Annotated in this window: 4 protein-coding genes, 2 tRNA genes and 2 rRNA genes (1 of these 8 only partly in view); 1 reads left to right on the top strand and 7 read right to left on the bottom strand. The window is 42.1% G+C overall.

The window, feature by feature from the left end; all coding sequences use genetic code 11:
• The 4 genes from COCH_RS07245 to COCH_RS07230 form a co-directional block, all read right to left on the bottom strand.
• A 23S ribosomal RNA gene (locus COCH_RS07245) occupies nt 1-376 on the bottom strand (it extends 2,467 nt beyond the left edge of the window).
• Nucleotides 377-583: 207 nt separating this feature from the next.
• Nucleotides 584-657: transfer RNA gene (locus tag COCH_RS07240), tRNA-Ala, on the bottom strand.
• An 85-nt stretch (nt 658-742) separates the two neighbouring features.
• A tRNA-Ile gene (locus COCH_RS07235) sits at nt 743-816 on the bottom strand.
• Between the two features lie 163 nt (nt 817-979).
• A 16S ribosomal RNA gene (locus COCH_RS07230) occupies nt 980-2,495 on the bottom strand.
• The 16S and 23S rRNA genes sit together here with 2 tRNA genes alongside, the layout of an rRNA operon.
• 499 nt (nt 2,496-2,994) lie before the next feature.
• Here COCH_RS07230 and COCH_RS07225 point away from each other — a divergent pair.
• The gene (locus COCH_RS07225) at nt 2,995-3,597 is read left to right on the top strand and encodes a CDP-alcohol phosphatidyltransferase family protein (RefSeq protein ID WP_015782566.1); all 603 of its coding nucleotides are present in this window, start codon (nt 2,995-2,997) and stop codon (nt 3,595-3,597) included.
• Between the two features lie 26 nt (nt 3,598-3,623).
• Here the strand turns inward: COCH_RS07225 and COCH_RS07220 are convergent, their stop codons facing one another.
• The 3 genes from COCH_RS07220 to uvrB form a co-directional block, all read right to left on the bottom strand.
• Nucleotides 3,624-4,556, bottom strand: a complete 933-nt coding sequence (locus COCH_RS07220; RefSeq protein ID WP_015782565.1) for a peptidylprolyl isomerase — start codon at nt 4,554-4,556, stop codon at nt 3,624-3,626.
• Nucleotides 4,557-4,745: 189 nt separating this feature from the next.
• A complete protein-coding gene (locus COCH_RS07215) occupies nt 4,746-5,510 on the bottom strand; it encodes a leucine-rich repeat domain-containing protein (protein ID WP_015782564.1) in 765 nt (254 codons plus the stop codon).
• Between the two features lie 102 nt (nt 5,511-5,612).
• On the bottom strand, nt 5,613-7,610 hold the full coding sequence (gene uvrB, locus COCH_RS07210; protein WP_015782563.1) for an excinuclease ABC subunit UvrB: 1,998 nt from the start codon (nt 7,608-7,610) through the stop codon (nt 5,613-5,615).
• Nucleotides 7,611-7,720 lie beyond the last annotated feature (110 nt).

Genomic DNA, 7,720 nt, shown 5'->3' with positions numbered 1-7,720 from the left:
AAACTGTGCCTATACGAGACTATCACTCTCTATGGTGTGTCTTTCCAAACACTTCTAATCCAGCTTTACAACCTATATCTGGGTCCTACTACCCCCACTCTGCCGTAACAAAGTGGGTTTGGGCTAATCCCATTTCGCTCGCCACTACTTTGGGAATCACTTTTGTTTTCTTCTCCTCCGCCTACTTAGATGTTTCAGTTCAGCGGGTTTGCCCATCTTTACGATGTAGTACATCTTCAATGTACTGGGTTGCCCCATTCGGATATTTGCGTATCATATCGTATGTGCCAATACACGCAACTTTTCGCAGCTTATCACGTCCTTCTTCGCCTCTGAGAGCCTAGGCATCCCCCATACGCCCTTACATAACTTTTCGCGCTTGTAGTCCTAGTCAATTGACAATTAACAATTGATAATTGACAATTATCTAGGTACCTCTCGTTCTCTTTGATTCTTTTTATTTTTTTTCGTTAGATTATCAATAAATCCTTATTGATCTCTTATGCTCTTTATCCCAATATGTCAATGTACTGCTTCCTCCCCCTTCCCCTCCCAAGGAGGGGTGTTTGTGGGGGAACTGTTGTGGAGAATAAGGGATTCGAACCCTTGACCCCCTGCGTGCAAGGCAGGTGCTCTAGCCAGCTGAGCTAATTCCCCGTGCTTAATGACGAGTTACGAATTACGAATTACGTTTCACGATATTCGCCTCTCTTCAGCTCCTAGAATTTCCTTCTTTAGCTTGTAGTCCCAGGCAGACTCGAACTGCCGACCTCTACATTATCAGTGTAGCGCTCTAACCAGCTGAGCTATGAGACTTTGTTCTTTTAGGTAAGAGGTAAGAGATAAGAGATTTCTTCCTCTCTATCAATTACTCTGTACCTTATTTTTTGTTGTCCAGCAAGATTTAAAGAATCAAATATACCATTAGTCCATTAATCGTTAATAATTAACTATTAATAATTAAATCGGTCGTCTCTAGAAAGGAGGTGTTCCAGCCGCACCTTCCGGTACGGCTACCTTGTTACGACTTAGCCCCAGTCACTAGTTTTACCCTAAACAGTTCCTCGCGGTGACCGTCTTCAGGTACCCCCAGCTTCCATGGCTTGACGGGCGGTGTGTACAAGGCCCGGGAACGTATTCACCGGATCATGGCTGATATCCGATTACTAGCGATTCCAGCTTCACGGAGTCGAGTTGCAGACTCCGATCCGAACTGTGACCGTCTTTATAGATTCGCGCCTGCTCACGCAGTGGCTGCTCTCTGTAACGGCCATTGTAGCACGTGTGTAGCCCAAGATGTAAGGGCCGTGATGATTTGACGTCATCCCCACCTTCCTCACGGTTTGCACCGGCAGTCCCACTAGAGGGCTCGACTCGACTCGTTAGCAACTAATGGCAGGGGTTGCGCTCGTTATAGGACTTAACCTGACACCTCACGGCACGAGCTGACGACAACCATGCAGCACCTTGAAAACTGTCCGAAGAAGGGCATATCTCTACGCCTGTCAGTCTCCATTTAAACCTTGGTAAGGTTCCTCGCGTATCATCGAATTAAACCACATGCTCCACCGCTTGTGCGGGCCCCCGTCAATTCCTTTGAGTTTCATTCTTGCGAACGTACTCCCCAGGTGGGATACTTATCACTTTCGCTTAGCCACTCAGATTACTCCAAACAGCTAGTATCCATCGTTTACAGCGTGGACTACCAGGGTATCTAATCCTGTTCGCTCCCCACGCTTTCGTCCATCAGCGTCAATTAATTGTTAGTAATATGCCTTCGCTATCGGTGTTCTGTGTAATATCTAAGCATTTCACCGCTACACTACACATTCCAACTACTTCACAACCATTCAAGACCAACAGTTTCAAAGGCAGTTGCTCAGTTGAGCTGAGCGCTTTCACCTCTGACTTACCAGCCCGCCTACAGACCCTTTAAACCCAATGATTCCGGATAACGCTCGCATCCTCCGTATTACCGCGGCTGCTGGCACGGAGTTAGCCGATGCTTATTCATAAGGTACCGTCATCAAACTACACGTAGTCCTTATTCTTCCCTTACAAAAGCAGTTTACAACCCATAAGGCCGTCATCCTGCACGCGGCATGGCTGGATCAGTCTTCCGACCATTGTCCAATATTCCTCACTGCTGCCTCCCGTAGGAGTCTGGTCCGTATCTCAGTACCAGTGTGGGGGACATCCCTCTCAGAACCCCTATCTATCATCGCCTTGGGGAGCCGTTACCTCTCCAACTAGCTAATAGAACGCATACTCATCTTTCACCACCTAAGCTTTAATAGTTGTGTGATGCCACACTACTATACTATGGGGTATTAATCCAAATTTCTTCGGGCTATCCCCCAGTGAAAGGCAGATTGTATACGCGTTACGCACCCGTACGCCGGTCTCAGTTACCCGAAAGTAACTTCCCCCTCGACTTGCATGTGTTAGGCCTGCCGCTAGCGTTCATCCTGAGCCAGGATCAAACTCTTCATCGTTAAATTCTTTTATATCTTCTAACCGATCTTCAAGTTATTGACTTCAGGTTTCACTCAATCCTTTAAATCTTTCTTTGTGCTGTACAACATTATGTCAAGGTACGTGTTGTTTTTCCCACTCCAGAGGCTTTACCTTCCTCTTTTGCGGGTGCAAAGGTATAACCTTTTTATTTTCCTACAAAATTTTTATACATTTTTTTTGAAAAAAGTTTTATGTGTTTTGGTAAGTGGTTGATTTTTAATACTAATTTTGTAATCATTTTTGGGCTTCTTAGTGTTTTCTAACACGCTTTTCTTCTCTTACAACTAACTACCAACAGTCAAACATACACTCGCATTTTTATCTCTAACCTCTATAAGTAGTTTCCAAACTATCCTAATCATAATAATTTTAGTACTCAAGTGTGATATAATACATAATCTGCTAATTTACCAAAAGACATATATTTTTTTGCATATTAGAAAAATATTGTATTTTTGTTCTCATAAGAACATTAAAATGAAGACACCTTACTTACTAATAGCCTTCCGTTTTTTATTAGCCCCTACCATACTGATCTTTTCTTATTACACTGAAGAATCAATAGCAAGGCTATGGATTATAGTTTTCATCATCCTTGGCTTACTCTCCGATATTTTCGATGGGATTATCGCAAGGCAAATGGGTATTAGTACAGTAAAAATGCGACGAATGGATAGCCAAACAGATTTAGTATTCTGGCTCTCTATAGGAATAGCGTGTTATCATCTTAACCCTGAACTCATAAAGACGTATCGGTATGAAGTAATCGCTATTTTTATAATGGAAGGGTTATGTTATACTATTAGTTTTCTGAAGTTTGGCAAAGAAACCTGTACTCACGCTTTTCTCTCCAAGTTGTGGGGCTTGTGCTTACTTACAGCATTTATCTCCCTCATAGGCTTTGGTCACGGAGGATTTCCCTTGCAATTAGCTATTTATTGGGGGCTCTTCTCACAATTAGATGTGATTCTTATCTTGCTTTTGTTGCCTAAATGGCAAAACGATATCCCTAGTGCCTATCACGCCTACTTAATAAGAAGAGGCAAAAACTTTAAGAAGAGCAAATGGCTTAATAGCTAAATACTCTTCTTTAATAAAAAATAAAGTTACCCTACTGACACTAATTCTACATCAAAAATAAGAGGTGCATTAGGTGGTATTACGCCTCCCGCACCACGACTGCCATAGGCGAGTTCTGATGGGATTACCAATCGGGCTTTATCTCCTTCGTGAAGAAGTAATATTCCTTCATCCCAACCTGCAATCACTTGTCCAACACCTACAGTAAACTGTAGTGGTTCCTTCCTGCGATAAGAACTATCAAACACGGTCTTGTCAAGCAACATACCTGTATAGTGCACAGCTACTTTTTGCCCTGCTTCTGCTTTTTTACCATTACCCTTGTGGGTAATTTGGTAATATAAACCACTATTCGTTTTCTCAAAGCCCACTACTTCTTTGGTAAAGGCTTCTTCAGCTTTGCGTTTCTCTTCAGCCAAACGAACTGCTTTGGCTTCATTAAAATCATTAAAAGCTTTTAAGGCGTCCCATTTTTCTGCCTCCTCTCCAACTCTCACTATTTCTACTTTTTCAATCTTATCACCTTGTGCAATCGCATCTACTACTTCTTGTCCTTCCACGACTTCACCAAACACCGTGTGCTTGTTGTCTAGCCAAGGGGTGGCTACGTGCGTAATGAAAAACTGACTCCCATTCGTGCCTGGTCCTGCATTCGCCATCGAAATGACTCCTGGTTTATTGTGTTTGAGCTCTGGGTGAAATTCATCGTCAAAACGATAACCTGGGTCTCCTGTGCCAGTTCCTAACGGACAGCCTCCTTGTATCATAAAGTTAGGAATCACTCGGTGAAAAGTAAGTCCATCGTAATAAGGCGTACCAAGTGGTTTTTGTGAGTTCTTCATTTTCCCTTCTGCAAGAGCTACAAAATTCCCTACCGTAGCAGGTGTTTTTTCATAAGTAAGACGAAGTAAAATAACTCCTTTCGTGGTAGTTATCTTTGCATAAATACCATTTTGCATTTTTTATCTTTTAATGTATTAGAGTGCAAAATTACACCAAAATTCCTAAATCACCAAATCACTATTACATTGCGTTCCTAATTCTTTCTAATAGTTAGCCAATGAATTTTTCTCTAATACTCAATAAAAAACAAGAAAGTAGAGACAAAAGATTCGTCCCTACTTTATGAGATTGTTATAGAAAAGATTTTATTCTTCCTCTGAAATAATATTGATATATGGTTTGAAACCTTCTGCTTTTTTATACACCTCTGCTCTTCCTTTAGGTACATAAATATGTCCTTTTACAATAGGTTCATAAGCTTGCTTTACATAATTGAGCTCTGAGCCAAAAATAATTGATATTGTTGGAGGAGTTTGTCCTTTAAAAGTTACACTACTTAACTTTTCACAAGAATTAAAAGCTGCACTTGCAACATTCAGTACGTTCTTAGGAATAGTAACTGAAGCAATTACTTTGTTAGAATCAAATGCGTTTCTTCCAATGGCTTGTAAGCTTTCAGGAAAGTTGAGAACAGGAATTTGGCACTCAGAAAACGCTTTATCATCAATGGTAATAAGTCCTTCTGAAAACTGAACAGAAGTAAGTGAAGTTTCAGCAAAAGCGTAACTACCAATTACTTGGACTCCTTTAGGAATAACAATACTTTTGAGTTTAGTTTTATAGAAAGCTATGTTATCAATACCTGTCAGTCCCTTAGGTAGTGTGATACTTCCTAAGTTTTTGTGTTGATAAAAAGCACCCTTATCAATGGTTTTTACATTTCTAAGTACCGCATCAGCTTGCATATTGAGCACTGCTGTGTTCTCGTTTTTCCACTTTACTAAGGTGAGTCCATCTGCACTCAATTCATAATCAGAAGCAGGAATAGTAACAACTTCTTCATCATTACCTTTGTCCTTTTTACAAGCAAAGAGGGCAAAAACTGAAAGGAGTAATAAAAATTTTTTCATTGTATTATTAGTTTTTAATTATTGGTGGCAAAGATACAAAACATTTTACAATATAGCAAATATTAGTCTTTAGTTTTATATCGCTACTCATTTTCTCATTTGCTAATTTGCTAATTCCTGCAATTTCTTCAGCTCATCTCTGTACTGTGCAGCTTTTACAAAATCCAGCTCTTTGGCAGCTACCTCCATCAGTTTGCGGGTTTCTTTGATTTTCTTTTCCAACTCCTTAGCCGATAAATATACCGATTGCGCTTCGGCAGCTGTGCGCTCTTTAAACGACGGATCGTAGTGAAATTCGGTTATAGGGCTCTTGCTGAGGCTATTCTCTATCTTCTTGTGCAAAGGCTGAGGCGTGATGTTGTGTGCCTTGTTGTAGTTCATTTGCTTTTCACGACGATAATTAGTATCATCGATAGTGCGCTGCATACTGTCAGTAATCTTATCGGCGTACATTATTGCCTTACCATTCACGTTGCGAGCAGCCCGCCCTACGGTTTGAGTGAGCGAACGAGTGGAACGCAAAAAGCCTTCTTTGTCGGCATCGAGGATAGCGACGAGCGACACTTCGGGCAGGTCTAAGCCCTCACGGAGGAGGTTTACCCCTATGAGCACATCAAAGAGTCCTTTGCGCAGGTCTTGCATAATCTCCACGCGTTCCAATGTATCCACATCACTGTGAATGTAACGACACCTAATACCAATGCGAGTGAGGTATTTGGTAAGTTCCTCTGCCATTCGCTTGGTGAGGGTGGTTACTAATATACGCTCGTCTTTTTCGGTGCGCAGTTGTATTTCCTCCACAAGGTCATCTATTTGATTGGCACTCGGACGCACTTCTATTTCGGGGTCGAGCAATCCTGTGGGGCGTATCACCTGCTCTACGTACACGCCTTGCGTTTGCTGGAGCTCATAATCGGCTGGGGTAGCACTCACGTAAATCACTTGGTTTTGAAGTGCTTCAAACTCCTCGAATTTCAACGGACGGTTGTCCATTGCAGCGGGCAATCGGAAACCGTATTCCACGAGATTCTCCTTCCTACTGCGGTCGCCACCATACATCGCGTGTACTTGTGAGACGGTTACGTGACTCTCGTCGATAACCATCAAGAAATCATCGGGGAAGTAATCTATGAGGCAAAACGGACGTGTGCCTGGTTCTCTACCGTCCAAATAGCGAGAGTAGTTCTCAATACCCGAACAGTACCCTAATTCCCGTATCATCTCAAGGTCGAACTCGGTGCGTTCTTTCAGCCGTTTGGCTTCTAAGGGTTTGCCTAAAGCCTCAAAGAACTCTACTTGCTTCACCAAATCTTGTTGAATGTTCCATATCGCTTTTTGGAGAATATCAGGGGAAGTAACGAACATATTAGCGGGGTAGATATTAAGGCTCTGGTAGTGGTCTAACACGTGATTAGTAGTAGGGTCAAACTGTTCTATCTCTTCAATTTCATCACCAAAAAAGTGAATGCGAAAGGCGTTGTCGTCATAACCTGGGAAGACATCAAGCACATCGCCTTTGATACGGAAGTTGCCGTGCCTAAATTCGGCGGTCGTTCGGGCATAGAGACTTTGCACAAGGCGATGCATCAGCTTGGTACGAGGGAGTACGTCACCCTGTTTGAGGGTAATCACGTTCTTTTGAAATTCCACAGGGTTACCAATACCATACAAACACGACACAGATGCCACAACCAATACATCGCGCCTGCCCGACAGCAAAGCAGAGGTCGTACTGAGACGCAGTTTTTCAATTTCATCGTTAATAGAGAGGTCTTTTTCGATATAAGTACCTGTGGAAGGTATATAAGCTTCCGGCTGATAGTAGTCGTAGTAAGAGACGAAGTATTCCACCGCGTTATTGGGGAAGAAAGCCTTAAATTCAGAATACAACTGGGCTGCCAGCGTCTTATTATGTGCCAACACAAGAGTAGGACGCTGAATGCGTTCCACCACATTAGCGATAGTAAAAGTCTTTCCAGAGCCCGTAACACCTAATAGTACTTGGTACTTATCGTTGCGCTCTATACCTTTTACCAATTGGTCGATAGCCTGAGGTTGGTCGCCCGTAGGGGCAAAGTCAGAAACTATATTGAATTTCATTTGTTTTAACCATAAATAAGAGTGCAAAGATAGTGAAGAAAACTGAAAAGTAAAAATTATTTCACGCACATAGCTTAGAGACTCTAAATACTAAAATCTGAATTCAAAAT

It is taken from the genome of Capnocytophaga ochracea DSM 7271, from assembly GCF_000023285.1.
Classification (GTDB): Bacteria; Bacteroidota; Bacteroidia; order Flavobacteriales; family Flavobacteriaceae; genus Capnocytophaga; species Capnocytophaga ochracea.
This window is presented reverse-complemented; position numbering and strand designations above follow the sequence as displayed.

Excerpts from the sequence above, each read along its gene's own strand:
- COCH_RS07225 (WP_015782566.1), top strand. The coding sequence starts at position 2,995 with ATGAAGACACCTTACTTACTAATAGCCTTCCGTTTTTTATTAGCCCCT.
- COCH_RS07220 (WP_015782565.1), bottom strand. The coding sequence starts at position 4,556 with ATGCAAAATGGTATTTATGCAAAGATAACTACCACGAAAGGAGTTATT.
- COCH_RS07215 (WP_015782564.1), bottom strand. The coding sequence starts at position 5,510 with ATGAAAAAATTTTTATTACTCCTTTCAGTTTTTGCCCTCTTTGCTTGT.
- uvrB (WP_015782563.1), bottom strand. The coding sequence starts at position 7,610 with ATGAAATTCAATATAGTTTCTGACTTTGCCCCTACGGGCGACCAACCT.